Below are 24,625 nucleotides of genomic sequence, written 5' to 3'. Positions count from 1 at the left end.
GCGCTGCCACGGCCAACGCGTTACATGCACTCGTCGGGCTTTCTTACCAAGCTTATGTGTTAGCCGCGGATTACTGGGTCGTCAGCCTTCAGGCTGGCTGAAAGTCGAAATAACCTGAGACTGGCACATGGTCGGATGGTTTTTCCCAGGCGCGGGCATGTTTCTCAATCGAGACCGATTGAAGCCTGTCTGCCGCTTCCGATGACAACATCAAATGATCGATGCGGATGCCATTGTTCTTCTGCCAAGCGCCCGCTTGGTAATCCCAGAATGTGTAGAGACCGGCCTCGTCGGATGTGGCGCGGGTGGCATCGGTGAGGCCGAGGTTTTCCAGACTTCTGAAAGCCGCGCGAGTCTGCGGCAGGAATAGTGCATCACCTTCCCAAGCTCGTGGGTCATAACAATCGAATGGCTCGGGGATAACGTTGTAGTCACCTGCAAGGATCAACGGTTCTTCCAATTGCAGACGTTCCTCGGCAAAGCGGCGAAGCCGTTCCATCCATGCCAGCTTGTAAGGATATTTCACCGGGTCGTCAGGCGGGTTGCCATTCGGCAGATAGAGCGAGCAGACCCTGATTACGCCGCCTTGTATGGAGAACACCCCTTCGATGAAGCGCGCCTGTTCATCGCCATCGTCGCCTGGCAAACCGCGATTGACCTCATCCGGGCGCATCTTCGATAGAAGGGCAACGCCGTTAAAACCTTTCTGGCCGTGCGTTTCCACATGGTATCCAAGTGCTTCGATCTCCAAACGCGGGAAGTTTTCGTCGACCGATTTGATTTCCTGGAGGCAGGCAATGTCGGGCGACGAATCCTTCAGCCATTCGCAGAGGTTTTCGATGCGCGCCTTGACGCCGTTGATGTTCCAGGTGGCAATCTTCATCGCAGGCTCCATTTTCTTTGGACCTGTTTTACCCCATGAGACGGCGAATGCCATCGGTTTTCACTGTTTCAAAAGCAAGCTTAGATCGAGAAGCTGGTGCCGCAGCCACAGCTGGCAACCGCGTTGGGGTTCTTGATCTGGAAGGACTGGCCCAGCAGATTGTCGACGAAATCGATTTCCGAACCTGCCATGTAGACGAGCGACATACTGTCGATCAGGACCTTCGCATCCCCGCGCGAGATAACGATGTCATCTTCGGTCGGCGCGCCATCCAGGTCAAACTTATAGGAGAAGCCGGAACAGCCGCCGCCTTCGACGGAGACGCGAAGTGCCTGTTTTCCCGCTTCAGCCGAAACGATCTGGGCGATTCGTTTTGCGGCGGATTCAGAGAGTGTAACGTCCGTGGTCATGTCGTTTCTCCAACCGGGGTCAAGAACCGGCGAGCAAAGTTCTGTGTAAGACCGATTATAAACCAGTCAAATTCACCGTCTATAGGCTTAACGATCGCAAACCCGCTTTGCGGCAACCTTCGCGATAGGTATGAAGAGCAATGTAAAAGGTCAATGGGCCGATGGCAGGACAGACATGATTATCGATCAGCGTGCGTTGGGTTTTGGGAGCGGAGAAAGAGCGGTTTACGCCGCCGATCCATGGACGACTCGCGGACGCCTGTTTCCCGAAACATCCAGTTTGACACGCTCGGAATTCCAGCGCGATCGCGACCGCATCGTTCACACCACCGCTTTTCGACGACTGAAACACAAGACGCAGGTGTTCATCAGCCCCGATGGCGATCATTATCGCACGCGTCTGACCCACACGATCGAAGTGGCGCAGATCGCCCGCGCGCTTGCTCGCGCACTGAAACTGGATGAGGATCTGGCTGAAGGCGTGGCGCTCGTACATGACTTCGGGCACACGCCATTTGGCCATACCGGCGAAGATGCGCTGGATGCAGTTCTGAAGCCCTATGGCGGTTTCGATCACAATGCCCAGTCGCTGCGCATCGTCACCAAGCTTGAGCGGCGCTATGCCGAGTATGACGGTATCAATCTGACTTGGGAAACGCTGGAAGGTCTGGTGAAGCACAATGGCCCGCTGTTGACTGCGGCGGGTGAGGGGACGCATGGTCCGGTGCCATTGCCGATCCTCGAATATTGCCAGCTTCAGGATCTGGAGATCGGCACCTTCGCCAGCCTGGAGGCCCAGGTCGCCGCCATCGCCGATGACATCGCCTATAATACACATGATATCGACGATGGTCTGCGCGCAGGTTATCTGACCTTTGATATGCTGGAGGACGTGCCGTTCCTTTCCGGCCTCATGGCTGAGGTTCGTGCAAAGTATCCGTCGCTCGATGATGATCGTTTCGCGCATGAAATCATGCGCCGCCAGATTACGCGGATGGTGGAAGATGTGATTGGTGTGGCGCAGCACAACCTCGATCTCCTGAAACCGAAGAATGCTGCCGATATTCGCGCCGCCGACCGCACCGTCGCGACCTTTTCGCCGGCCATGGCCGAGACCGACAAGCAGATCAAGAAGCTGCTCTTCGGGCATATCTATCGCCACCCGGATATCATGCGTATTCGCGCAGGCGCGACACAGATCGTTACCGACCTTTTCCATCGCTATATGGAAACGCCGGCCGAGATGCAGAGTCACTACTGGGTGGACAGCATTCCCGGCATGACGGAAGCCGCAAGGGCGCGCCATGTGGGCGATTATCTGGCAGGCATGACCGATAGCTATGCGCTCAGGACGCATCAGCGGCTGTTTGACCATACACCCGATTTGCGATAGGCAGCGCGCGATTGCGAAGCCGATACCCGGATGACTGAAAGCCCTTCGCGAAGGTAGATGACCATGAACCTTTTTGCCGATTTTGACGCACGAATCAAAAAAGCTCTCGAGACGATCGATCTCGTCAAAGCCAATCGCGATGCTGTCGATTTTGGCCGTATCACCGTGGAATCTCCACGCGATCCAAGCCATGGCGATGTCGCGACCAACGCGGCAATGGTGCTGGCCAAGCCGCTTGGCACGAACCCGCGCGCGCTGGCTGAGCTGATCGTGCCGGCACTTGAACAGGATGCCGATGTCGATAGCGTCAATGTGGCGGGCCCCGGCTTCATCAATATCCGCGTTTCGGTTGGCTACTGGCAGCGCCTCTTGGCTGGCATGATCTCGCAGGGTCTGGATTTTGGCCGGTCCACAGTCGGTGCGGGCAAGAAAATTAACGTTGAGTATGTATCCGCCAATCCAACAGGTCCGATGCATGTCGGTCACTGCCGCGGTGCTGTGGTTGGCGATACGCTTGCAAATGTGCTTGCATTCGCGGGCTACGACGTCATCAAGGAATACTACATCAACGACGCCGGTTCGCAGATCGATGTTCTGGCGAAGTCAGTCTTCTTGCGTTACCGCGAAGCGCTCGGTGAGGATGTTGGCACCATCCCGCCAGGTCTTTATCCGGGCGATTATCTCGTTCCCGTCGGTCAGGCGCTTGCCAATGAGTTCGGTATCAAGCTGCGCGCCATGCCTGAGGAGCAGTGGTTGCCGATCGTCAAGGACAAGGCGATCGATGCAATGATGGCGATGATCCGTGAGGATCTGGCAGCTCTCAACGTCAAGCACGACGTCTTCTATTCCGAGCGGACCCTGCATGCTGGCAATGCCGGTCCCATTCTGTCTGCGATCAACGACCTCACCTTCAAGGGCCATGTCTACAAGGGCACGCTACCGCCGCCCAAGGGTGAGGTTTCCGAAGATTGGGAAGACCGCGAGCAGACGCTTTTCCGCTCCACCGAAGTTGGTGACGACATGGACCGTCCGCTGATGAAGTCGGACGGCACCTACACCTACTTTGCAGCCGATGTGGCGTACTTCAAGGATAAGTACGATCGCGGCTTCTCCGAGATGATCTACGTTCTGGGCGCAGACCATGGTGGTTACGTCAAGCGTCTGGAAGCGGTGGCGCGGGCGGTGTCGGAAGGCAAAGCGAAACTGACCGTTTTGCTGTGCCAGTTGGTCAAGCTTTTCCGTGATGGCGAGCCGGTGAAGATGTCGAAACGCTCCGGCGATTTTGTCACATTGCGGGACGTCGTCGACGAAGTCGGACGCGATCCGGTGCGATTCATGATGCTCTACCGGAAGAATTCGGAGCCCTTGGACTTCGATTTTGCCAAGGTAACCGAGCAATCTAAAGACAATCCGGTATTTTATGTGCAATATGCTCATGCCCGTTGCAAGTCGGTTTTCCGGCAGGCGAACGAGGCTTTTCCGGGGTTGGATCTGGACCTTTCCGATCTCTCTTCCGGATCGGTTTTGATTAACGATGTCAATGAGTTGCAGTTGATCGCAAAGCTGGCGGAGTATCCGCGTCTGATCGAGTCCGCGGCACAGAATCATGAGCCGCATCGCCTGGCATTTTACCTCTATGATCTGGCTAGCTCCTTCCACGGACACTGGAACAAGGGTAAAGATCAGCCGGAATTACGTTTTGTTAACGATAAAAACCGAGAATTGAGCGTTGCCAGACTAGGGCTGGTGAGTGCTGTCGCGAATGTGCTGAAGTCCGGATTGACGCTTTTGGGAGCGGACGCGCCTGACGAGATGCGATGACATCCTCACCATTATTTGCTCACAATACGCTGGCAAGTGCTGTGATGCGTAGATGGTGGAACACGTAATGGTCGAAAAAAATGTCGCGTTTAACCGAGACTCTCGGTCGCAGGAATTCGCTGACAACGATCCTCTGGCCCAATTGGCGCGCCTTGGTGCGCAAGAGGATCGTTCTTCCCATGTCGCGCCGCCGGCCGCGCGGAGCGCTGCCGCGTCGTCTGTGCGTCGGGAACCCGAATTCAACCTGGAAGATGAGCTGCTTCGTGAGTTTGCCGTCTACGATGCGCCGCGTCATGAGCCCATCGCACTGGATGCTGCCAACGATGTTCGCTCACCCGTTCCAGCCAGCGAATTCATGCAGCGTGTGGAATCGGTTTTTTCTCGCCGCGAGCCGGAGCTAGAGCCGGTCGCGCAGCAGGTTCCTGTCGATCGCGAAGACTATCTTATTGCCGAGCATCGTGAGTCCGCACCGCATTCAGATCTGAGAGACGATTTTAGCGACGATCCGCATTCGGTTGCTGCAGTTTTTGATGTTACGCGCCGCGATACGGTTACGCAGGTTGAAGAGCCTTCCCATGTGGCGCAAGCAGAGATCGCGGCGGCACCCATCGCCGCTGCGCCCGAACCTCGCGCGTACGAACAGCCGGCTCAGCTACAGCAGCCCAATTGGGAGCTGATGGCCGAGACGTCCGGTGAAACTGCGATCGATCTCGCAAGCGAACTGGAGCTCTCCGTTTCGGACGACGTTTCTACGCCAGTTCAGCCAGCAGCTCCATCGTTGCGCAAATCTTCGCTCGACTTCTCGAGCCTGCGCCTTCCGCTGGCGAACTTCGGCGCTCCACGCGCAACCCCAGTTGCAGCCAAGCCTGCTACCGCTACTGCACCTGTCCTTGAATCTGCCAAGCCTGTTGCCGATGATGTTGTGATGCCTTCTCCTGCCGGACATAAGCTGTCGGCAATGGATGAACTCATTTCCGACGTGGCGCGCTATGAGATCAGCAATAAGAGCGTGAACGCTGCCGCACCTGTTGCGAGGATGGAGCCGGTTGCGACAGCAACGCCTGTCTTGTCGTCTGTCGCGCCTGTCTTAAAAGCGCAGCCTGACGCACCGCCCGTGGCGCCGGTCCGTGCGGAACCTGTCTTCGAAACGCCCGTTGCAGCACCCAAGCCGGTCGCTTCACAGCAGGGTGTTGTTGCCACGCCTGCGTCTGTTGCACGCGCTGCTACTGCGCAGGTCGTCAAGCCGCCTGTTGCGCCAGCAGTAGAGACGCCGGTGGCCGATGAATTCGATGCCTTCAATGATGCCGATTTCGAGCTTGCGCTTGAGGATATCGATTTCGATATCGACCTCTCCGAAATCAGCAATATAAATGTTGCACCCGCACCTGTTGCCAAGCCAGTGGTCGCCAAGCCAGCGGTCGCTAAACCTGCTGCCGTCCAGCCTGCACCAGTCGCCCAGACGGCGCCTGTTATGCAGGCTACCGTGGCACCGAAGCTGGTCGCGGCACCAAGCGTCACGCCACCCGTTGCTACCCGTTCGCAGCCGCAGCCCGTGGTTGAACAGACGCGCTACGAGGAGCGCCGACCTCCGGCTCCGGCCGCTGTCGTTACCGCCGCGTCTCTGGAAGGACTTCCTTTCGATCCGACGCAGATCGGTGAGACGGAGGATGCGCCTGAAACCATTACGGAGATGGACGTTCCCGAACTTCCCGTCGGCGTTTTCGAACCAAAACCTGTTGCCCGCCGTCAAGAAGAGGATCTCGATCTCGACACCGAGCTTGCATCGCTCTTTGCAACGCCAACTTCAGGCGGTCTTGATCGCCACAAGAATGGCGCGCCCCGTCAGGTGCAACAGGCTCAGCCAACGCCTGAAGAGGTGGATGAGTTCGAGCGTGCGCTGGAAGAAGACTTTCGCCGAAGCATGCAGGAAGCGGCGGAAGGCCGCGCTGGCTCGCAGTCTAGAGACGATGCGTCTCCCGCCGAGGTTCGCTATTCGGATGACAGCCGCGAGGGTGGCGCACGCCGCTGGTTCGTACCGGTGGCTGCTGCCGTCGGTCTAATCCTCATCGGTGGCGGCACTTACGCCTTGATCGGTGGCGGTGCGTCCCACTCCGGTTCAAATGGCGCGCCGGTGATCATCTCCGCCGATAGCGAGCCGACCAAGGTGGTTCCTGAAAATCCTGGTGGCCGTGTGGTCCCGAACCAGGACAAGGCGGTCTATGATCGCGTCGCCGGTGCTGCACCGTCAGATCCCAAGCAGCCATCGCTGATTTCGACCAACGAAGAACCTGTGGATGTCGTTCAGCGCACGCTGATCCCCGAACTTCCGATGGAAGACGAGGCCGACCAGATGCAGGGTGGTACATCCACGCCCGTCGGCGAAACCGAAGATCCGCGTCTGCTGTCTCGCAACGATAATGCGCAGGCTGCCGATAACGCCGGTCATGGTGGTGTGAATGTGTCTCCGCGCAAGGTGCGCACCATGATCGTCAAGCCGGACGGTACTCTCGTTGCTCAGGAAGTGCCTGCTCCAGCGACCGCAGCGCCGCAGCAGGACAAGGTTGAGCAGCTGGCGGCGCCAACTGCCGGACAGGCTGCGGAAGACGCACCTGCGGTGGTTTCCGCATCGCGCGTTCCCGTTACGCCGGAGCAGCCCGCTTCGACGCAAACGACAGCGCGCCCTGCCACTGCCCAGCCGTCGCAAACTGCGGCACCGCTGCCTGGCTCCCGCCCGGCCAGCCAGCCAGCCAACGTTGTCGCGACCGTAACGAACCAGGGCAATGTTCGTCCGGCGTCTCAGCCGCAGCCTGCGCCGCAGGCGACATCTACGCCTGCTGCCGCGACCAGCACGCCGTCTTCCGGTGGCTACTTCATCCAGATCGCATCGCTGCCGAGCCAGGCAGAGGCGCAGAAGTCCTATCAGAACATGTCTGCGAAGTTCGGTTCCGTGATCGGCGGACGAGGTGTGGACATCAAGGCCGCAGAAATCGCCGGAAAGGGAACATTCTACCGCGTTCGTATTCCCGCTGGTGACAAGAACGAAGCTGCTGCATTGTGCGAACGCTTCCGCTCTGCTGGCGGCAGCTGCCTCATCGCGCGGTGAGAGCGACGCTTTAGTACTCGAAAGCCGGGACGGTCTTGCCGTCCCGGCTTTTTTTATAAGAATATCCCACGCTCTAACTCGACCTCATGCACAGGACCGACATCATGACCCAATCGAAAGCTATGATCCTTGGCTGTAGCGGCCTGACGCTGACCGCGGAGGAAATCGCCCTGTACAAGGCAGAGCAACCTTGGGGCTTCATTCTTTTTGGTCGCAATATTGATGATGCGCAGCAGATCACCGATCTGGTTGCCTCCATGCGTGATGCAGTGGGACGGCCCGACGCGCCCGTGCTGATAGATCAGGAGGGGGGACGCGTTCAGCGCATTCGTCCACCAATTCTCCAGTCTTATCCCAATGCACAGGCGCTCGGCGAGATCTACGCGCGCGATCGGGATAAAGGTCTGCGTGCAGCATGGCTGATGTCGCGCCTGCATGCTTTCGACCTGACGCGCTTCGGCATTACCGTCGATTGCTTGCCCGTTCTCGATGTACCGGTGGAAGGCGCGAGCAACGTTATCGGTAACCGTGCATACGGGTTCGATCCGACGATGGTAACCGAAATGGGGCAGGCGGCCGCCGATGGTTTGAAAGCAGGTGGAATGCTGCCGGTCATGAAGCATATGCCAGGTCATGGACGCGGTATGGTAGATTCCCATCACGAACTGCCGGTCGTTGACGTTGCTCTCGACGATCTCGAAACACATGATTTCGTACCCTTCCGTGCTCTCAATCAGGAACTGATGGGAATGAGCGCGCATCTCGTGTTCAAGGCAGTCGACCCCGAGCGCCCCGCAACCACGTCAGAGAAAGTCATCCAGGAAATCATTCGTGGGCGAATCGGCTTTGACGGACTGCTGATGTCCGACGACAGTTCCATGAATGCACTCAAGGGTACGCTCGGCGAACGTGCCGCCAATATTATTTCTGGCGGTTGCGATATGGTCTTGCATTGCAACGGCGTGATGAGTGAAATGCTGCAGGTCGTGAAGGAAGTTCCTGTCCTTTCGGGCCGGTCTCTCGAGCGTGCCAAAGCCGTGGAAATGGGCTTCCCGAAGCCGGACGATGCCGATGAGACAAGCTTGAGAGAAGAGTTCAACGCGATGCTTGCGGTTGCCTGATGCACCGCCGGCCGGAGCGTCAGCGAAAGGTCCGGCGAAGAGAACCATGGCAGCAGAAAGATCGCGCGGCAATACGCCGATGGACAAGCTCTGGCAGGATGTGAAGCCGGAGCGCGCAACAGGCGAGGCGGCATTGATGATCGATGTGGCGGGCTTTGAAGGCCCGCTCGATCTGCTTCTGCATCTTGCCCGCGTCCAGAAGGTCGATCTCTCCCGCATCTCGGTTCTGGCGCTGGCGGAGCAATATCTGCAATTTGTCGAAAGCGCCCGGAGGGTGCGTATCGAGCTTGCAGCCGATTATCTGGTCATGGCGGCGTGGCTCGCTTTTCTCAAGTCCAAGCTTCTCATCCCCCAGCAAAGCAAGGATGAAGGGCCGAGCGGCGAAGAAATGGCCGCGACCCTTGCTTTCAGGCTCAAGCGACTGGAGGCCATGCGAGACGCTGCCGAGAGGCTGGTGAGCCGAGATCAGCTTGGGCGCGATATCTTCGCTCGTGGTGCGCCCGAGCATATCCCCCACCGTAGCCGCTCTGCGTTTGAGGCGAGCCTCTATGACCTCTTGAGCGCCTATGCAACGCTTCGCCAACGTCAGGCCATCACCCAGGTCACGATCGAGAAACGCCAAGTCTGGTCGCTTGTCGAGGCCCGAGAGTTGCTCACCTCGATCTTGGGTGAGATCGGAGAATGGACGGAACTCGATCGGTATCTCCTGCAATATGTGCCCGATCCCTCTATGCGCGCCACCGCCATTGCAAGCGCATTCGCAGCGTCGTTGGAACTTGTGCGGGACGGGTCACTGGAAATTCGCCAGGATGGCGCGTTTCAACCGATTTTCATGCGTAAAGGCTCGGTTAGAGCGAAGGAACGTTCTGAAAGGGCCGATGATGCCGAATGAAGCCGACCAAGAAAACGACGTCGCTGAAGACACAGCAGAGATTAGGGGCGGCTCGGTCTCGCAGCGTCTTGAAGCCGAGGCGGAACGCATTGCCGAAGCCTTGGTGTTCGCCTCGGCGCAACCCGTGTCGGAAGCGTTCATCGCTGAGCGTATCCCGCGCGGTGTCGATGTGCCACCTCTGATGAACCGGTTGAAGCAGGTTTACGCAACACGCGGCGTCAATCTTGTGCAGGTGGGCGGCAACTGGGCGTTTCGCACGGCTGGTGATCTGTCCTTCGTCATACATATCGATGAGAAGGAGCCGAAGAAGCTATCCCGGGCTGCTTTGGAAGTGCTTGCGATCATCGCTTATCATCAGCCTGTCACGCGCGCTGAAATCGAAGATATCCGCGGTGTCCAAACATCGCGTGGAACGCTGGACGTTTTGATGGAAGCAGGTTGGGTGCGTTTTCGCGGCCGTCGCCGCACGCCTGGGCGTCCGGTTACGATGGGAACGACCGTCGAATTTCTCGATCATTTCGGCCTCGAGGAGTTGCGAGACCTTCCGGGTCTCGATGAGCTAAAGGGCGCAGGCCTCTTGTCCGGTCGCGTTCCTCCGAATTTCGGAATTCCGATTCCCTCCATGAGCGACGAACTGACCGAGGACGAAGACCCGATCACGCAGCTCGATCTAGAGGAGCTTGGCCTGCTTGCACCGAGTGGCGGCGATCCAGATGATTGATTTTGTTGCAACAGCATAGTGATCACGCAGATGTGTCGGCGTGCTGCGGCATCACAGCATTTGCGGTTCGCTTACTTTGTTGAATAGCCATTTTGTCGTTTGAAAAAGCCCTGCAAACGTCTTACATCGTTGCAAAGCAAAATTCAGGGAGTTTGCGTCATGGGTTCTTTTAGTGTTTGGCACTGGCTGATCGTTCTGGTGATTGTGCTAGTGCTTTTCGGCCGGGGCAAAATTCCCGAATTGATGGGTGACGTCGCCAAGGGCATCAAGAGCTTCAAGAAAGGCATGGCCGATGACGATGCCACGCCTCAGCCTTCCGATACCAACGTCAATGCCAAGACGGTTGATCATAAGGCTGACGAGATCAAGTAATTGACGCGGGGTGGGACGGAAACGTCGTCACCCTGGTCTTCGCGCCTTGAGGATCATGGCGCGTCGGTGCGCGTGTCGGGAGCTTTTTGATGTTTGATATCGGCTGGAGCGAGTTGCTGGTGATCGCGATCGTCCTGATCGTGGTTGTTGGCCCGAAAGACTTGCCACCCATGATCCGTGCCTTTGGCAAGACGATGGCCGGTTTCCGCAAGATGGCGGGGGATTTCCGCGCTCAGTTCGATGAGGCCATGAAAGAGGCCGACATGGACGATGTGCGCCAGACGATCGCCGATGTCCGCAATCTCAACCCGACCAATTCTCTGCGCGATGCGATGAACCCGCTGCGCCAGCTCGGCAATGACATCCGCTCCGACCTGCAGAATGCTGCAACGCCACCATCTGGACCTGCAACCAGCGCTCCGGTCGATGCACCTGCGGTTACGCTGTCCGAGCCCGAAATGAGGTTGCCGGATACGCCACCTTCCGCCCTGTATCCTGCGACAGCATCCGGCACCACCAGTTCGATCGCCACAGATGCAACGGTGACGGCGAATTCCATCGCCGAGAAGCCCAAGCGCAATCGGAAGGCATCCGCCAAGTCTGCTCAGGAAGTCGAGGCGGAAACGGTTGCCGCAAAACCGAAACGTGCGTCTCGCACCATAGCCGCCAAGGCTGATGCAAAGAAGCCGAAGGTTGCCTCCATCGCTGACATGGAAGCCGAACCCGCCATTACACCGGCACTTACAGAGATGGCTGCAACGGCGGCAAAATCGAAAACGACAAGGACCGTAACGCCGAAGAAGCAGGGCGTCACAAAGGCGAAAATCGAAAGCGCCAGATCCGATGACGTCGCCGCAGAAACGCCGTTGAAAAAGACCCGGACCGCCAAGGCCAAGAAGGATGAAGCATGAGTGAGGATACCGAGGATAAGCCGCAGCCGCTTATCGAACACCTCATGGAACTGCGCACCCGGCTCATATGGTCGCTCGGCGCGTTTTTCATCGCTTTCCTCGCATGCTTCGCCATTGCCAAGCATCTCTTCAATCTACTCGTTATTCCGTACAAGTGGGCGGTCATCTGGGCCGGTCTGGATGTTGCGAAATCCTCGCTGATCTACACGGCTCCGCAGGAATTTTTCTTCACCCAGATCAAGGTCGCCATGTTCGGCGCCATGGTGATTTCCTTCCCTGTGGTTGCGTCACAGCTCTACAAGTTCGTGGCACCCGGCCTCTACAAGAATGAGCGCGCGGCCTTTTTGCCGTTCCTTATCGCTTCTCCACTGCTGTTCCTCCTCGGCGCCGCTCTCGTTTATTTCTTCTTCACGCCTATGGTGATGTGGTTCTTCCTTGCCATGCAGCAATTGCCGCAAGATGGCGAGGTGGCTATTTCGCTGATGCCGAAGGTGTCTGAGTATCTGAGCCTCATCATGACGCTCGTTCTCTCCTTTGGGCTTGTGTTCCAGTTACCGGTCGTCACCACGCTTCTGGCACGCGTTGGATTGCTGACCAGCGACTGGCTGAGAGAAAAGCGCAAGTTTGCGATCGTCGCCGCCTTCATCGTCGCTGCCGTTCTGACCCCGCCCGATCCCATGTCCCAGATCGGTCTTGCCTTGCCGGCGATCCTTCTCTACGAGGTTTCAATCTATATGGCTCGACTCGTGGAGAAGAAGCGCGCTGCCGAAGTTGCTGGACGGGAGCTTGAAGGCCCCGAAGAGGTCTAACGGTTCTTGAACGCTTTTCTCCAGACGCCGGGTCATTTGTCCCGGCGTTTTGTTTTCCAACAAGCCAAGACGCAAAAACCACGGTCTGGAACGACGATGCACGATATTAAATGGATACGCGAAAACCCTGAAGCCTTCGATGCTGCGCTTGCCAAGCGCGGAGCCGAACCTCAGTCCGCGGGCCTGATTGCGCTCGACGAGAAGCGCCGCTCCGTCATCCAGACCTTGCAGGACATGCAGTCCCGTCGAAACGCCGCCTCGAAGGAGATCGGCGCTGCCATGGCGCAGAAGAATGCTGAACTGGCTGAGAAGCTGAAGGGCGAGGTCGCTGACATCAAAGACAGCATGCCGAAGCTGGAAGAGGAAGACCGTCAGGTTACCGGTCAGCTCAACGATGCCCTCTCGCGCATTCCCAATATTCCGCTGGACGATGTACCGGTCGGCAAGGATGAGAACGACAATGTCGTGACGCGCGTCGTTGGCCAGAAACCCGGTTGGAACCACCAGGCGAGGGAGCATTTCGAGATCGGTGAAGCCCTGGGCTACATGGATTTCGATCGTGCTGCCAAGCTTTCGGGCTCGCGCTTCACCGTGCTAACCAGCCAGATTGCCCGGCTGGAACGTGCGCTCGGTCAATTCATGATTGACCTGCACACCAGCGAACACGGTTATACGGAAGTCTCCTCGCCGCTTATGGTGCGTGCTGAAACGCTGTATGGAACGGGCAATCTGCCCAAGTTCGAGGAAGACCTGTTCAAGACGACGGACGGACGATACCTCATTCCGACCGCGGAAGTGACGCTGACCAATTTGGTTGCCGGTGAAATTCTCGAACAGGAAAAGCTACCGCTTCGTTTCACGGCGTTGACGCCTTCTTTCCGCTCGGAGGCAGGTTCCGCCGGTCGCGACACCCGCGGCATGCTGCGCCAGCACCAGTTCTGGAAGTGCGAACTTGTGTCGATTACCGATGCTGAAAGCTCGATTGAAGAGCATGAGCGCATGACGGCATGTGCCGAAGAAGTGCTGAAGCGTCTGGGCCTGCATTTCCGCACGATGACGCTCTGCACCGGTGATATGGGCTTTGGCGCGCGCAAGACCTACGATCTCGAGGTCTGGCTGCCCGGCCAGAACACCTATCGCGAAATCTCGTCCTGCTCCGTCTGCGGCGATTTCCAGGCACGACGCATGGATGCGCGCTATCGCGGCAAGGGCGACAAGGCCACGACGTTCGTTCACACATTGAACGGCTCGGGTACCGCCGTCGGACGTTGCCTGATCGCGGTTCTGGAAAACTATGTGAACGAAGATGGCTCGGTCACCATTCCGGACGTTTTGCTGCCTTACATGGGCGGTTTGAAGCGAATCGAGAAGGCAGCCTGAGTTCTGAATTCTACTCTCCGCGTCACCGGCGCGGAAAGTCACCTCTACCATGAGGAGTGTACCCGCTCGGCCTGCCTTCCGGTTGAGCGGTTGCTGGCGCGGTGGTGGCACGGGACGAAGCGATGAGGGAGAAGATCATGCGGATTTTACTGACGAATGATGATGGCATCCACGCGGAGGGTCTGGCCGCGCTGGAGCGCATCGCCCGCACGCTGTCTGACGATGTGTGGATCGTTGCGCCGGAAACCGATCAGAGCGGTCTTGCCCATTCACTGACGCTCTCCGAGCCGCTTCGCTTGCGCAAGATATCGGACAAGCATTACGCGGTACGCGGCACGCCGACCGATTGCGTTATCATGGGCATCCGTGAAGTTCTTCCCGGTAAGCCAGATCTGGTTCTCTCCGGTGTCAATTCCGGCGCTAATATGGCCGACGACGTGACCTATTCGGGAACGATTGCTGGTGCGATCGAAGGCACGCTTCAGGGTGTCCGCTCTTTTGCGCTGAGCCAAGCCTACGCCTATACGGGTACAGCCGAGCGGGTCGTTCCCTGGGAGGTTGCCGAATCCTACGCGCCGGATCTCATTCGCAAGTTGAGCCAGGTCGATCTACCGGATGGTACCTTTGTCAATCTCAACTTCCCAAACTGCGGACCCGAAGACGTCCAAGGTGTCAGCGTAACGGGACAAGGCAAGCTCGACTTTGGCTTGATGGTGGAGGAGCGCCATGATGGCCGTGGTCTACCCTATTACTGGCTGCGTTTCGGCGAACGCCTCGGTACCTTCATGGAGGGCACCGATATCCATGCCGTCAAGCACAACAAGATTTCGGTAACCCCCCTCAAGCTTGACCTTACCGACTACTCGGTCAAGGATCGGATCGCCAAGGCACTTGGATTCGGAGCAAACGATTGAAATCCCCCATGGTGGAGAAAGAAGGCTTCGCCGCGCTTGTCCTCAGACTGCGGGCCGCGGGCATTTCCGACCTCGATCTTCTGACGGCGGTCGAGCAGACGCCTCGCTCCCTCTTCGTGCCGGCGCCTCTCGCCGCAGACGCCTATTCCAGCCGCACAATCCCCATCGACTGCGGAGCCTTCATGGAAGGCGCCGATATGGCGGTGAAGATCATCGCCCGGCTCCAGGTGAAGCCCGGCCAGCGTGTGCTTGAAATCGGCACGGGTAGCGGCTTCATGACCGCGGTCCTTGGGCGACGTGCGGAACGTGTACTCTCCGTGGAGCGATACAAAACGCTGGTTCAAGCGGCACAGAATCGGATGGACGATCTCAGCATCCGCAATGTGGTCATCCGTCAGGCCGATGGCTCGAACGGTCTTGTGGGTGAGGGAACCTTTGACCGCATCGTTTCCACCGCCGCCTTTTCCGCCATGCCGCGCTTCTTCACTGAGCAGATCGTGTCCGGCGGTATGATGATTGCCCCGATCATCCTTGAAGATGGGCGCTGCGTGATGACCCGCTTTTCAAAGACCGGCAGTCGCTTCGAGCGCGAAGAGCTTTTTGAAACACCCTTCCTGCCAATCGAATCCCACATCGCAACCTATCTTTAGAGCCTGTCGCGTGAAACTGTGCAGCGGTTTGGGGTGACATCATCCGATCAAAGCGTATGAGCGAAGCTCAAGGTCGCGACACGCCCAGATCACTTCAGAGTGGCTAAAAAAGAGCCGGCTTACACCGGCTCCCGATGATCTTTGACCTGTCTTGCTGCACTTACCCGAAGAGCGCGAAGCTGCTCTTCAGGGTAACCCATACACCCCACAGGAGCGGGAGGCCGACTGCGGCCCAGGCGAGAGCCGCCTTACCATCGAAACCGCCTTTGCCGATGCCGAAGGAGCCTGTAGGGCCGGCATTGGCAGCTGCGGTCTTTGCCTGAAGCGAGGCAACTTCCTCGTCTGACATGAACCACTTGTCGGAGAGTGGCTTGACGAAGGCGTTGGCGATGAGGCCGAGCGCCAGCATGCCGGCTAGGATATACATCGTGCTGGTGTAGAGAGCAGGGCCCGGTGCGACACCCGCGGCGATCTGTGCCTCACGGATGTAGTTGACCACGACGGGACCAACGATACCAGCCGTTGCCCAAGCCGTCAGCAGGCGACCATGGATGGCGCCGACAAACTGTGTGCCGAAGATATCCGCGAGATAGGCCGGGATGGTGGCGAAACCACCGCCATACATGGACAGGATGATACCGAAGGCAAGGACGAAGAGAGCCTTCGAGCCCATCAGCGCAAGCGTCGGTGCAAGCGCATAAAGCACGATGCCCAGAATGAAGAAGCAGAAGTAAGTGTTCTTTCTGCCAATCTTGTCTGACATCGAGGCCCAGAAGAAACGGCCACCAATGTTGAAGAGCGATAAAAGCCCGGTGAAGCCAGCTGCGATCGCCGCAATCTGTGCCTTTTGCGCTGCATCGAGGTCTGCGAAGGCGACACCTGGCGCTCCGATGAGAGAACCGGCGAAGATTTCCTGCAGCATGGGAGAAGCCATGCCAATCACGCCAATGCCAGCAGAGACGTTGAGGCAAAGAACCGCCCAGATTAGCCAGAACTGCTTGGTTTTGTGGGCGTCACGCAGATGCACGTGGCGCGTGGTGATCATCGCGCTTTTGGAAGCAGGCGGCGTCCAGCCTTCCGGGCGCCAGCCAGCGGGTGGGATGCGGTATCCAAAAGCACCGGCCATCATGAAGACGAAGTAGATCAGCGCCATGACGACGAACGTCTGCCAGACGCCAACGGTCGTATCGGTCTTGAAATGGCCCATCAGCAGGTTGGCGAGTGGAGCGCCGATCATCGCGCCGCCGCCAAATCCCATGATGGCCATGCCCGTCGCCATGCCGCGCCTGTCCGGGAACCACTTGATCAGCGTCGATACGGGCGAAATATAGCCAAGGCCGAGGCCCACGCCACCGATGACACCTGCACCGAGCCACATCAACCACAACTGATGGGTCATGACACCGATCGCCGCGACGAGAATACCGCCGCACCAGCAGCACGCGGAAACGAAGCCGGCTTTGCGCGGGCCGACACGCTCCAGCCAACCGCCCCAGATGGCCGCAGAGCAGCCCAAGAGAACGAAGAACAGAGTGTAAATCCACCCAAGATCTGCCACGCGCCAGTTACAGGCAGTCGTGAAGAGGGCACCGATCAGCGTCAAGCTCGAGCAGCTTGGATCTGTGGCGGGAAGAGCCTTCGACAAGGGGAGCCAGAATACGCTGAAGCCGTAGGCCATACCGATGCACAGGTGAATGGCCAGTGCGGCGGGCGGAACCAGCCAACGATTGAATCCGGGTTTGGCGATGATTCGCTCTCGATCGAGAAGACCGGTCCCCGCCATGCCTCCTCCGCTTACGCCTGTAACTGCCATCGACAATACCTCCCTCTTGGAATGTCAGGACTACTCTAATGATGGTCGCTCAAATGCAATGAGCGACAATCAATGAATTGAAAATCTGTGAGAAATCGGAGAGCCAGTGGTCTCCATTTGTTTTTCAACGGCATTGTGACAGTAGGTGGACCCGGTGACGATGCCCTTCACTCTCATGCTCCACTTGGTGGAATGCTGGGCTCCGACAGCGACTCTCCCGCCACTACTCCCTTTCCACCCGGCGCGCCCCTTGCAGCATCTGAACCAAGTCCGACTGCCTGCGACGTCGAATCTTCTGGACGCTTGATCTGTTTGGCTGCGGTCAAAACCAGCGGCAGAAATCCTTCGTGGCTGCCATCGATCATCTCGAAGAAACGCCGCCGCATGCGCGGCTCCCAGAATTTGTTGATATGAGTGGCGACACCGTCCACCTGCACGTCCTGTGGCTGCGAGAGGAAGAAGGTGGCAATCTGGTTCGCCATGCGAACGAGTTTTTCATCTGTGTGACTAAGCGACATGACTGGTCTCCCCCGATGCCAGACGATCGGGTCTGGTAAACACTTCAAATTCATCGGCGCGTGCAATGCCGATGAGGCTGATCCCGGATCCGTCTGCTGTCTCAATGGCGAGCGCCGTCGGCGCCGAAATCGCGACCAGAACAGGGCAGCCGAGGAGAGCCGTTTTCTGAACCATCTCCACGGAAAGACGACTCGTAACCACTACAATACCTTCGAGTGGAGACAGCCCCGATCGAAGGATCGCGCCGGACAGCTTGTCCAGAGCATTGTGCCGCCCGACATCCTCACGAATGGCGACAATGCCGCCTTCCGGTCGGTAAAAACCCGCGCCGTGAACGGCGCGAGTCTCGCGATTGAGGCTCTGCCCGTCTGCCAGCATGCGGATGGCCTCGCTGACCTGTCGCGGCTGCCAGCGCGATGCTGGGTCGTTTACCGTTCTGACAGAGCGGGTTGCCTGGTCGATCGACTCAATGCCGCACAAGCCACAGCCGACTGGTCCAGCCATACGCCTACGGCGCGCTACAAGCGCATCGGCAGTCGCGTCCCGCAACGTGATCTGCACGTCGATCCCGCGCCCAGCCTCGACTAGCTCCACCTCCAGAATATCCTGCGCCGAGGTTACGATCTCTTCGGCCAGCGAGAAGCCATATGCGAAGTCGACAAGATCCGCAGGCGTTGCCATCATCACGGCGTGCGTGGAGCCGCCGTAGGAAAAAGCGATCGGCACTTCTTCCGGAACAATGCGGTGACCCGCCTCGATCCGTCCCTGCCGGAAGCGCCACTCTTCGATCGTTCTGCTGGGGGTTCGCTGCATCCCCCGTCCTACTCCGCAGCGTCCAGTTTCGCAACGATACGGCGGGACTGGCGGGACAGCTCTTCATATTCCTCCTGCCATTGCGTCGGACCGTTAGAGGGCGAGACCTGGACCGCCGTTACCTTGTACTCCGGACAGTTGGTTGCCCAGTCGGAGAAGTCGGTGGTGATGACATTGGCCTGAGTGTCGGGGTGATGGAACGTCGTATAGACCACACCCGGCGACACACGATCGGTGATCAGCGCGCGCAGCGTCGTATCGCCCGACCGGCTTGCAAGCTTGATCCAGTCACCATCGTTGATGCCGCGCTGCTCCGCATCATGCGGGTGGATTTCCAGCCGGTCTTCTTCGTGCCAGACGACGTTCTCGGTCCGCCGTGTCTGCGCACCGACATTGTACTGCGACAGGATGCGGCCCGTTGTCAGCAGCAGCGGGAAGCGTGGCCCCGTGCGCTCGTCGGTCGCCACATATTCCGTGCGGATGAACTTGCCTTTACCGCGCACGAAGCCATCGATGTGCATGATGGGCGAGCCGAGCGGGAATTTTTCGTTGCAAGGCCACTGAACGGAGCCGTGCTTCTCCAGATAATCGTAGGAAACGCTCGCAAAGCTTGGCGTCGTCGCCGCGATTTCATCCATGATCTGAGACGGATGAGTATAATTCCAGTCCAGCCCCATCGCCTGCGCGAGTTTCTGCGTCACTTCCCAGTCCGAATAGCCGTTCTTCGGGCTCATGACCTTGCGCACGCGGTTGATGCGGCGTTCGGCATTGGTGAAGGTGCCGTCTTTTTCAAGGAACGTCGATCCCGGCAGGAAGACATGCGCGTAGTTGGCGGTTTCGTTCAGGAACAGATCATGCACCACAACGCATTCCATGGCAGCCAGTCCCGCGGATACGTGCTTGGTATCCGGGTCCGACTGGAGGATGTCTTCGCCCTGCACATAGAGGCCCTTGAAGGTGCCTTCGACAGCGGCATCCAGCATGTTTGGAATACGCAGACCGGGTTCGTTATTGAGTGTGACACCCCATAGTTTCTCGAAGATTTCGCGCGTCGCGTCATCAGAAATGTGCCGATAGCCCGGCAGCTCATGCGGGAAGGAGCCCATATCGCACGAACCTTGGACGTTGTTTTGACCGCGTAGCGGGTTCACGCCAACGCCCGGACGACCGATGTTGCCGGTCGCCATTGCAAGGTTTGCAATCGCCATGACAGTGGTGGAGCCTTGGCTGTGCTCGGTTACGCCCAGGCCGTAATAGATTGCGCCGTTGCCGCCGCGCGCATAAAGCCGTGCGGCGCCGCGCAGGTCCGCCGCCGGAACGCCGGTGAACTTTTCGGTCTCTTCCGGGCTGTGCTCCTCTTCCGACACAAAGGCTGCCCAGTCCTCGAATTCAGACCAGTCGCAGCGTTCGCGAATGAAGGATTCGTCGAAAAGCCCTTCGGTAATGATGACATGCGCAAGCGACGTCAGCACCGCAACGTTCGTGCCGGGCTTGAGGGGAAGGTGGAAGGCAGCTTCCACATGCGGCGTGCGCACAAGGTCGATGCGGCGTGGATCGATGACGATCAGCTTGGCGCCCTGGCGCAACCGCTTCTTCAGCCGAGAGCCGAAGACCGGGTGTCCATCCGTGGGGTTCGCGCCGATGACCAGCACCACGTCGGAATGCTCGACGCTATCGAAATTCTGCGTGCCGGCAGAGGTGCCAAAGGCCTGACCGAGGCCGTAACCGGTTGGCGAATGGCAGACGCGGGCACAGGTATCGACGTTGTTGTTGCCGAAGCCAGCGCGGATCAGCTTCTGAACCAGATAGGTTTCTTCATTGGTGCAGCGAGAAGAGGTGATGCCGCCGATCGATTCCTTGCCATACCGGTTCTGGATGCGACGGAATTCGGATGCGACATGCGCGTAGGCCTCTTCCCAAGTGACTTCGCGCCAAGGATCGGAGATCTTCTCGCGGATCATAGGGTTAAGGATGCGGTCTTTGTGGCTGGCATAACCATAGGCAAATCGACCCTTGACGCAGGAATGGCCACGGTTTGCCTGGCCATCCTTCCATGGAACCATGCGAACCAGCTCTTCGCCGCGCATTTCCGCCTTGAAGGAGCAGCCGACGCCGCAATAGGCGCAGGTGGTGACCACGGAATGTTCCGGCTGACCGATGGCGATCACCGACTTTTCGGTCAGTGTCGCGGTCGGACAGGCCTGCACGCAGGCACCGCACGACACACAGTCGGAATCGAGGAAGGCTTCATGCGCCCCGGCTGAAACGCGGCTGTCGAAGCCGCGGCCCTCGATGGTCAGCGCGAAGGTTCCCTGCACGTCTTCGCAGGCGCGAACGCAACGCGAGCAGACGATACATTTCGACGGGTCATAGGTGAAGTAGGGGTTAGACTCGTCCTTCGGCATCCATTGCGCGTTGATCGCTCCATCGGTCGAACGGGCCTTGACGTGGTTGTCGCCCTCATAGCCGTAGCGCACATCGCGAAGGCCGACAGCGCCTGCCATATCCTGCAATTCGCAATCGCCATTGGCAGCGCAGGTGAGGCAGTCCAGCGGGTGGTCGGAGATGTAAAGCTCCATCACTCCCTTGCGGATCTGCTTCAGCCGCTCCGTCTGGGTGTGGACGACGAGGCCTGGCGCAACCGGCGTGGTGCAGGAGGCGGGGGTGCCGTTTCGGCCCTCCACCTCGATCAGACAGAGACGGCAGGAGCCGAAAGCATCCACCATATCTGTGGCGCAGAGTTTGGGCACCTGAATGCCTGCTTCCATGGAAGCGCGCATGATGGAGGTGCCAGCGGGCACAGTAATGTCTCGGCCATCGATGGTGAGCGTCACCATTTCGGTGGATTTGGAAGCCGGTGTGCCATAGTCGATTTCTGGAACGAGGGTCATTGTATCACTCCGCCGCTTCAACAAGTGGGGTGGGTGCGAAATCCTCCGGGAAGTGCGTCATCGCACTCATCACCGGATATGGGGTGAAGCCGCCCAGCGCACAAAGCGAGCCGAACTTCATAGTGTTGCAGAGATCCGCTAAAATTTGGCGGTTCTTTTCGGGCTCGATCCCTTGCGCGATCTTATCGGCAGTTTCGACACCGCGTGTCGAGCCTATGCGACAAGGCGTGCATTTCCCGCAACTCTCGACCGCGCAGAATTCCATCGCGAACCGCGCCTGGTTGAGCATGTCGACACTTTCGTCGAAAACGACGATCCCCGCGTGCCCGATCAGGCCGCCAGCGGCGGTGAAGGCCTCATAGTCAAAGACGGTGTCGAAAAGCGATGGCGGAAAATAAGCCCCGAGCGGGCCGCCCACCTGGACTGCCTTGACCGGACGACCGGAGAGAGTTCCGCCACCGATATCGTTGACGAGCTGGCCGAGCGTCATGCCAAAGGCGGTTTCGTAGAGGCCGCCATGTTTCAGGTTTCCGGCAAGCTGGATCGGGATTGTGCCATGAGACCGGCCAACGCCGTAATCGCGATAAAACTGTGCACCGCGATCCATGATCACCGGAATGGACGCCAGCGACATAACGTTGTTGACGACGGTGGGTTTGCCGAACAGTCCTTGAAGCGCAGGCAGCGGCGGCTTGGCACGGACGATGCCGCGCTTTCCTTCCAGACTGTTCAGAAGCGAGGTTTCCTCGCCGCAGACATATGCACCCGCACCCATGCGAACTTCAAGGTCGAACGCATAGGTCGAGCCCATCACGCAAGCGCCGAGAATACCGGCATTACGGGCGATGCGGATCGCCTCTTCCATGACAGCGATTCCATGCGGATATTCCGAGCGCGTGTAGATATAGCCTTTGGTGGCACCCACCGCGATACCGGCGATCACCATGCCCTCGATGAGAACGAAGGGATCGCCTTCCATAATCATCCGGTCGGCGAAGGTGCCGCTATCGCCCTCATCCGCGTTGCAGACGATGTACTTTTGATCGGCGGCGGCGTCCGCGACCGTTTTCCATTTGATGCCTGTCGGAAAGCCAGCGCCACCGCGTCCGCGCAAACCGCTGTCAGTGACCTGCCGGACGATATCCGCAGGCGCCATCGCAACGGCCTTTTCCAGTCCCTGAAGGCCGCCATGCTGGCGATAATCATCCAGAGACAAAGGATCGGTGATGCCGCAACGGGCGAAGGTCAGCCTCGTCTGGCTTTTCAGAAAGGGCATTTCTTCTGTGAGGCCGTGGCAAAGTGCATGCGCACCTCCCGCCAGGAAGCCCGCTTCGAACAGAGAAGGAACGTCGGATGCCTTGATTGGCCCATAGGCCACGCGGCCCTGGTCGGTCTCCACCTCGACAAGTACTTCCAGCCAGAGCATGCCGCGTGAGCCATTACGCACGACGCGGATCGAAGTGCCACGGGAGGCTGCTTCACGCTCGATGGCTGCTGCGACCTTGTCGGCGCCGACGGCGAGAGCCGCTGCATCGCGGGGAACGAAAACGGTGATGGTCATTTGCTCACCTCCGCCACGATGTCGTCCAGACAGTGTTCGTCCAATCGCCCATGAAGTTCTCCATCCAGCATGGCTGCGGGAGCAGAGGCGCAGAGCCCTAAACAGAAGACCGGTTCCAGCGTGACCGAGCCGTCAGGTGCAGTCTCATGCCAGTCGAGGCCGAGCTTTGCCTTCGCCCGTTCGGCTAGCCGATCGCCGCCCATGGACTGACAGGCTTCGGCGCGACAGAGCTTCAAGCTGTGACGTCCTGCCGGTTGATCGCGGAAATCGTGGTAGAAGGTAACGACGCCATGGACCTCGGCGCGCGACAAGTTCAGCGCGGAAGCGATCAACTGCTTGGCGCTTTCTGGAATATAGCCGAACTCCGCCTGCACAAGATGCAGGATAGGCAGCATGGGCCCTTCCAAGTGACAACAGTGATCGATGATCTCTGATATCCGGCTTGCCTCAGTAGCGGCAACCGCTCGAATGTTCATGGTCAGTCCTCCCAAACCGACGCAAGATTGGCGAAACCTCAAACTCTGCCAACCCACGCTTTCGGTAAACGACGACCGAAAGCAAATGCGCAAGCCGTTAAATTGGCTCTCGTCAAAGATGACGAAATTGACTGGATCAGGTCAATAACGCCTTCGCGTCGATCGATAGAAAATTTCTATCAAAGGCGGATGCCGCAGCGCGCGACCTTGCTTCGTGCAGGAGCGCTGAGACAAGGGGGGTGTGCGGTTCCCGATGGGTCGCAACCAGGCCCACAAGATGCTCGGCATCCGGCTCGGAAATCGGAATCATTCTGATTTGTTCAGGAAAGCCAAATGATTCCGCTACGTTACGTGGCATGATCGAGGCCCATTTGCCTGTTCGTATGTGAGAAAAGAGAACGATCATTGAATTGGATTCGAGCGTTGGCTTCACCGGAGCGCCGGCTTCCGCCATGTGTTGATTGATAATGCGGCGGTTCTGCATGTCCGAGGTCAATAGGCAAAGCCGAAGGTCCGATACCTCTTTCCAGGTCACGACTTCGCGATCCGCCAAGGGTGTGCCAGCAGCGGTGATCAGGTGATAGCGTTCTGAATAGAGAGGAACCGTCGTCACGCGACCGAGTGGCTCATTATCGAGATAGGTGATTCCCGCATCTATATCGAGATTTTCAAGCTGGCTGAGAACCTGCAAGGAGGTACGGGAGGTTACCGAGAAGGTAACGTCGGGATGCCGCGCTTGAAAAGGTTCCGTCAACCTCGGGACCATGGCCAGCGCAGTAGGGATGACGGCAATTCTAATATGTCCAGCAAGACCTTTTCTTGCTGCGCGCATTTCTTCACGCATGGTGCGTGTATCGCCAACGATCCTTCGCGCCCACTCGAGAACGCGCTGGCCCTCCGGTGTCAGGCCTTGGTAGCGCGACCCGCGTACGACGAGAACGACGCCAAGATGATCCTCAAGCTGTCGGATCGCTGCTGAAAGCGTCGGCTGCGAAATCCCGCATTCTTCCGCGGCCCGTCCGAAGTGCCCGGCTCGGGCAAGCGCGATGAAAAATTCCAGCTTGTCGATCATGAGTGCTCCTCCTTCAACCGCGCTGCGGGGATTTGGGGTGGACGATGGCCCGTCGTCAACTGGCGATGGGTGGAGGAACCCGCCTTGTCGTTACCGGTAT

Annotated in this window: 21 protein-coding genes; 12 read left to right on the top strand and 9 right to left on the bottom strand. The window is 58.5% G+C overall.

The window, feature by feature from the left end; all coding sequences use genetic code 11:
- Positions 1 to 88: 88 nt before the first annotated feature.
- A complete protein-coding gene (xth, locus tag QZ869_RS18035; RefSeq protein ID WP_296106350.1) occupies positions 89 to 883 on the bottom strand; it encodes an exodeoxyribonuclease III in 795 nt (264 codons plus the stop codon).
- Positions 884 to 963: 80 nt separating this feature from the next.
- Complete coding sequence (gene erpA / locus QZ869_RS18030; RefSeq protein WP_296021921.1) at positions 964 to 1,293, bottom strand: iron-sulfur cluster insertion protein ErpA; 330 nt, start codon at positions 1,291 to 1,293, stop codon at positions 964 to 966.
- 175 nt (positions 1,294 to 1,468) lie between these two features.
- Here erpA and QZ869_RS18025 point away from each other — a divergent pair, with 175 nt between their 5' ends.
- From QZ869_RS18025 to QZ869_RS17970, 12 genes are all read left to right on the top strand, one after another.
- Positions 1,469 to 2,686: a deoxyguanosinetriphosphate triphosphohydrolase gene (locus QZ869_RS18025; RefSeq protein WP_296106348.1), complete on the top strand. Its 1,218-nt coding sequence runs from the start codon at positions 1,469 to 1,471 to the stop codon at positions 2,684 to 2,686.
- Between the two features lie 63 nt (positions 2,687 to 2,749).
- On the top strand, positions 2,750 to 4,507 hold the full coding sequence (gene argS, locus QZ869_RS18020) for an arginine--tRNA ligase (RefSeq protein ID WP_296106346.1): 1,758 nt from the start codon (positions 2,750 to 2,752) through the stop codon (positions 4,505 to 4,507).
- Positions 4,508 to 4,574: 67 nt separating this feature from the next.
- Positions 4,575 to 7,610: an SPOR domain-containing protein gene (locus QZ869_RS18015; RefSeq protein WP_296106343.1), complete on the top strand. Its 3,036-nt coding sequence runs from the start codon at positions 4,575 to 4,577 to the stop codon at positions 7,608 to 7,610.
- Positions 7,611 to 7,714: 104 nt separating this feature from the next.
- Complete coding sequence (gene nagZ, locus QZ869_RS18010) at positions 7,715 to 8,731, top strand: beta-N-acetylhexosaminidase (RefSeq protein WP_296106341.1); 1,017 nt, start codon at positions 7,715 to 7,717, stop codon at positions 8,729 to 8,731.
- Between the two features lie 46 nt (positions 8,732 to 8,777).
- Positions 8,778 to 9,623: a ScpA family protein gene (locus tag QZ869_RS18005; protein ID WP_296106339.1), complete on the top strand. Its 846-nt coding sequence runs from the start codon at positions 8,778 to 8,780 to the stop codon at positions 9,621 to 9,623.
- Positions 9,613 to 10,344: an SMC-Scp complex subunit ScpB gene (gene scpB, locus QZ869_RS18000; RefSeq protein WP_296022155.1), complete on the top strand. Its 732-nt coding sequence runs from the start codon at positions 9,613 to 9,615 to the stop codon at positions 10,342 to 10,344. The genes QZ869_RS18005 and scpB overlap by 11 nt, the downstream gene beginning before the upstream one ends.
- Before the next feature lie 159 nt (positions 10,345 to 10,503).
- Positions 10,504 to 10,716: a twin-arginine translocase TatA/TatE family subunit gene (locus tag QZ869_RS17995; protein WP_296085497.1), complete on the top strand. Its 213-nt coding sequence runs from the start codon at positions 10,504 to 10,506 to the stop codon at positions 10,714 to 10,716.
- An 89-nt stretch (positions 10,717 to 10,805) separates the two neighbouring features.
- A complete protein-coding gene (gene tatB / locus QZ869_RS17990; RefSeq protein ID WP_296106337.1) occupies positions 10,806 to 11,627 on the top strand; it encodes a Sec-independent protein translocase protein TatB in 822 nt (273 codons plus the stop codon).
- Positions 11,624 to 12,436 (top strand): twin-arginine translocase subunit TatC, encoded by an 813-nt coding sequence (gene tatC, locus QZ869_RS17985; RefSeq protein WP_296021930.1) that lies wholly within the window; start codon positions 11,624 to 11,626, stop codon positions 12,434 to 12,436. The genes tatB and tatC overlap by 4 nt, the downstream gene beginning before the upstream one ends.
- A 96-nt stretch (positions 12,437 to 12,532) precedes the next feature.
- Complete coding sequence (gene serS / locus QZ869_RS17980) at positions 12,533 to 13,816, top strand: serine--tRNA ligase (protein WP_296085495.1); 1,284 nt, start codon at positions 12,533 to 12,535, stop codon at positions 13,814 to 13,816.
- Between the two features lie 137 nt (positions 13,817 to 13,953).
- Positions 13,954 to 14,730 (top strand): 5'/3'-nucleotidase SurE, encoded by a 777-nt coding sequence (surE, locus tag QZ869_RS17975; RefSeq protein WP_296106335.1) that lies wholly within the window; start codon positions 13,954 to 13,956, stop codon positions 14,728 to 14,730.
- Positions 14,727 to 15,380, top strand: a complete 654-nt coding sequence (locus QZ869_RS17970; RefSeq protein ID WP_296039469.1) for a protein-L-isoaspartate(D-aspartate) O-methyltransferase — start codon at positions 14,727 to 14,729, stop codon at positions 15,378 to 15,380. The genes surE and QZ869_RS17970 overlap by 4 nt, the downstream gene beginning before the upstream one ends.
- Before the next feature lie 160 nt (positions 15,381 to 15,540).
- On the opposite strand, the gene QZ869_RS17965 is transcribed toward QZ869_RS17970, so the two are convergent.
- From QZ869_RS17965 to QZ869_RS17935, 7 genes are all read right to left on the bottom strand, one after another.
- Complete coding sequence (locus QZ869_RS17965; protein ID WP_296098359.1) at positions 15,541 to 17,193, bottom strand: OFA family MFS transporter; 1,653 nt, start codon at positions 17,191 to 17,193, stop codon at positions 15,541 to 15,543.
- A 173-nt stretch (positions 17,194 to 17,366) separates the two neighbouring features.
- Positions 17,367 to 17,711, bottom strand: a complete 345-nt coding sequence (locus QZ869_RS17960; protein WP_296106333.1) for a formate dehydrogenase subunit delta — start codon at positions 17,709 to 17,711, stop codon at positions 17,367 to 17,369.
- Positions 17,701 to 18,525, bottom strand: a complete 825-nt coding sequence (gene fdhD, locus QZ869_RS17955; RefSeq protein ID WP_296106331.1) for a formate dehydrogenase accessory sulfurtransferase FdhD — start codon at positions 18,523 to 18,525, stop codon at positions 17,701 to 17,703. Before fdhD ends, QZ869_RS17960 begins: the two co-directional genes overlap by 11 nt.
- Before the next feature lie 8 nt (positions 18,526 to 18,533).
- Positions 18,534 to 21,416 carry a formate dehydrogenase subunit alpha gene (fdhF, locus tag QZ869_RS17950; RefSeq protein WP_296106328.1) on the bottom strand — a complete coding sequence of 961 codons (2,883 nt, stop codon included), beginning with the start codon at positions 21,414 to 21,416 and terminating at the stop codon, positions 18,534 to 18,536.
- Positions 21,417 to 21,420: 4 nt separating this feature from the next.
- Positions 21,421 to 22,977, bottom strand: a complete 1,557-nt coding sequence (locus QZ869_RS17945; RefSeq protein ID WP_296106327.1) for an NADH-quinone oxidoreductase subunit NuoF — start codon at positions 22,975 to 22,977, stop codon at positions 21,421 to 21,423.
- On the bottom strand, positions 22,974 to 23,453 hold the full coding sequence (locus tag QZ869_RS17940; protein WP_296106326.1) for a formate dehydrogenase subunit gamma: 480 nt from the start codon (positions 23,451 to 23,453) through the stop codon (positions 22,974 to 22,976). The genes QZ869_RS17945 and QZ869_RS17940 overlap by 4 nt, the downstream gene beginning before the upstream one ends.
- A gap of 136 nt (positions 23,454 to 23,589) precedes the next feature.
- Entirely contained in the window at positions 23,590 to 24,525 is a 936-nt protein-coding gene (locus QZ869_RS17935) for a LysR family transcriptional regulator (protein WP_296021953.1), read from the bottom strand.
- Positions 24,526 to 24,625: the final 100 nt, after the last annotated feature.

This window comes from uncultured Agrobacterium sp. (assembly GCF_913777885.1).
Classification (GTDB): domain Bacteria; phylum Pseudomonadota; class Alphaproteobacteria; order Rhizobiales; family Rhizobiaceae; genus Agrobacterium.
The sequence above is the reverse complement of the archived record's forward strand: the minus strand, read 5'-3'. Positions and strand labels throughout refer to the sequence as shown.

Bases quoted from the DNA above. Each gene is read 5' to 3' on its own strand.
- xth (WP_296106350.1), bottom strand. From the start codon at position 883: ATGAAGATTGCCACCTGGAACATCAACGGCGTCAAGGCGCGCATCGAA.
- erpA (WP_296021921.1), bottom strand. From the start codon at position 1,293: ATGACCACGGACGTTACACTCTCTGAATCCGCCGCAAAACGAATCGCC.
- QZ869_RS18025 (WP_296106348.1), top strand. From the start codon at position 1,469: ATGATTATCGATCAGCGTGCGTTGGGTTTTGGGAGCGGAGAAAGAGCG.
- argS (WP_296106346.1), top strand. From the start codon at position 2,750: ATGAACCTTTTTGCCGATTTTGACGCACGAATCAAAAAAGCTCTCGAG.
- QZ869_RS18015 (WP_296106343.1), top strand. From the start codon at position 4,575: ATGGTCGAAAAAAATGTCGCGTTTAACCGAGACTCTCGGTCGCAGGAA.
- nagZ (WP_296106341.1), top strand. From the start codon at position 7,715: ATGACCCAATCGAAAGCTATGATCCTTGGCTGTAGCGGCCTGACGCTG.
- QZ869_RS18005 (WP_296106339.1), top strand. From the start codon at position 8,778: ATGGCAGCAGAAAGATCGCGCGGCAATACGCCGATGGACAAGCTCTGG.
- scpB (WP_296022155.1), top strand. From the start codon at position 9,613: ATGCCGAATGAAGCCGACCAAGAAAACGACGTCGCTGAAGACACAGCA.
- QZ869_RS17995 (WP_296085497.1), top strand. From the start codon at position 10,504: ATGGGTTCTTTTAGTGTTTGGCACTGGCTGATCGTTCTGGTGATTGTG.
- tatB (WP_296106337.1), top strand. From the start codon at position 10,806: ATGTTTGATATCGGCTGGAGCGAGTTGCTGGTGATCGCGATCGTCCTG.
- tatC (WP_296021930.1), top strand. From the start codon at position 11,624: ATGAGTGAGGATACCGAGGATAAGCCGCAGCCGCTTATCGAACACCTC.
- serS (WP_296085495.1), top strand. From the start codon at position 12,533: ATGCACGATATTAAATGGATACGCGAAAACCCTGAAGCCTTCGATGCT.
- surE (WP_296106335.1), top strand. From the start codon at position 13,954: ATGCGGATTTTACTGACGAATGATGATGGCATCCACGCGGAGGGTCTG.
- QZ869_RS17965 (WP_296098359.1), bottom strand. From the start codon at position 17,193: ATGGCAGTTACAGGCGTAAGCGGAGGAGGCATGGCGGGGACCGGTCTT.
- QZ869_RS17960 (WP_296106333.1), bottom strand. From the start codon at position 17,711: ATGTCGCTTAGTCACACAGATGAAAAACTCGTTCGCATGGCGAACCAG.
- fdhD (WP_296106331.1), bottom strand. From the start codon at position 18,525: ATGCAGCGAACCCCCAGCAGAACGATCGAAGAGTGGCGCTTCCGGCAG.
- fdhF (WP_296106328.1), bottom strand. From the start codon at position 21,416: ATGACCCTCGTTCCAGAAATCGACTATGGCACACCGGCTTCCAAATCC.
- QZ869_RS17945 (WP_296106327.1), bottom strand. From the start codon at position 22,977: ATGACCATCACCGTTTTCGTTCCCCGCGATGCAGCGGCTCTCGCCGTC.
- QZ869_RS17940 (WP_296106326.1), bottom strand. From the start codon at position 23,453: ATGAACATTCGAGCGGTTGCCGCTACTGAGGCAAGCCGGATATCAGAG.
- QZ869_RS17935 (WP_296021953.1), bottom strand. From the start codon at position 24,525: ATGATCGACAAGCTGGAATTTTTCATCGCGCTTGCCCGAGCCGGGCAC.